A 1,642-nucleotide genomic window follows, 5' to 3' on the forward strand; every position below is an offset into this window, starting at 1 on the left:
CCTCGTATTATATAGTAGTAGTTTTTAGAGACCCTCTCCAAGGTCTTTATAACCATTAAAGTCATAGTCCATTCTTTACCTCTTCTGTAGGTTCGACTATGATATATAAGATGCTGTGGATTGGTTAATTTCTCCTACCACTAGATGGTTTACGAAAGGCTCCAACCACAGTCTCTTTGTCCATTTGTTAATCAGTTAGATACCGCATGACGGTTTATTTAGAACGAGGTTACAATCGCAAAGAGCACCCTGTGGTTCTAAAACAGTATCAAATTCATTTCAAAGGAGTTTTATTATGATTTACGTAGGAATTGATGTTGCTAAGGATAAGCATGATTGCTTTATCACCAACTCTGATGGAGAAGTGTTATTTAAAGCATTTACCATCACCAACAACTTAGATGGTTTTAATGAACTTCATCAAAAGATTGCTTCCGTTATGGATGATGTGACAAAAGTAAAAGTAGGACTGGAAGCCACCGGACACTACAGTTACAATCTCCTCGGATATCTCATTGATAAAGGTTTGCCCACCTATGTTATCAATCCGTTACATACAAATCTGTACAGAAAAAGTCTAAGCCTTAGACAGACGAAAACGGATAAAGTAGATGCCCGCACGATTGCTTCCATGCTCATGTCTGATGTGAACTTAAAGTCCTACTCAGACATATCTTACCACAACGAGGAGCTAAAGTCATTAACTCGTTATCGTTTTGACAAAGTGAAAGAACGTGCCAAGCTGAAAACCTCCGTTTCAAGACTTGTCTGTATCTTATTTCCCGAATTAGAAAAACTTGTGCCAACTCTCCATATAACATCTGTTTATGCATTGCTTTCTGAATTTCCCGGCGCTAAACATATAGCCACCGCACACCTTACCAGACTTACAAATCTTCTTTCCGAAGCTTCCAAAGGTCGATATGGTAAAGATACTGCTATTACTTTCAGAGATGCTGCAAGAGCTTCTATCGGCTCAAATATGCCAGCCAAATCTCTTGAATTAAAGCACACCATCAAACTCATTCAGGAACTTGATTCAGAGATTGATGAAATCGAAAAAGAGATCAAAATCATCATGGATGAAATCAACTCTCCAATTCTTAGCATTCCCGGAATTAACTATCGCATGGGCGCTATGATTATTGCCGAGATTGGTGATTTCAATCGTTTTGATTCTCCTGATAAAATCTTAGCTTATGCCGGCTTTTCGCCATCAACATATCAATCCGGACAACTGGATGGTGCCTACGCACATATGGAAAAACGTGGCTCCAGATACCTGCGATACGCCCTGTACAATGCCACCAAGTATGTCTGCCACTGGGATCCAACATTTGCAGCCTATCTTGCTAAAAAACGAGCGGAAGGTAAGCATTACAATGTTGCCATATCACACGCTGTAAAAAAACTGGTTCGAGTGATTTATCATCTTGAAAAAACAAAGCAGCAATACATAAAAGCAGCTTAAATCTTTCTAATTCAATACTCTTTTTTGAGCACCTGTCACGATGCTCTTTTTGTCATGCAGTTTTCAAGGTTCAATGAACTCTAACTGAGTTCCAAATATATCTAAAATACATTTCTGTACTTTATTCAAAAAATATCATTTTAAGGCTTGACTTTTAATAGTTAGTCTTTC

At 38.2% G+C, this 1,642-nt stretch carries 1 protein-coding gene; it reads left to right on the forward strand.

The features are described 5' to 3' along the window. Positions 1 to 295: 295 nt before the first annotated feature. On the forward strand, positions 296 to 1,471 hold the full coding sequence (locus tag DXB83_RS16300; protein WP_117500218.1) for an IS110 family transposase: 1,176 nt from the start codon (positions 296 to 298) through the stop codon (positions 1,469 to 1,471). The last annotated feature ends 171 nt before the right edge of the window (positions 1,472 to 1,642 follow it).

Origin of the sequence: Blautia sp. OM06-15AC, assembly GCF_003481425.1 — a bacterium.
GTDB classification, from domain to species: Bacteria; Bacillota; Clostridia; order Lachnospirales; family Lachnospiraceae; genus Fusicatenibacter; species Fusicatenibacter saccharivorans.

Bases quoted from the DNA above. Each gene is read 5' to 3' on its own strand.
- DXB83_RS16300 (WP_117500218.1), top strand. From the start codon at position 296: ATGATTTACGTAGGAATTGATGTTGCTAAGGATAAGCATGATTGCTTT.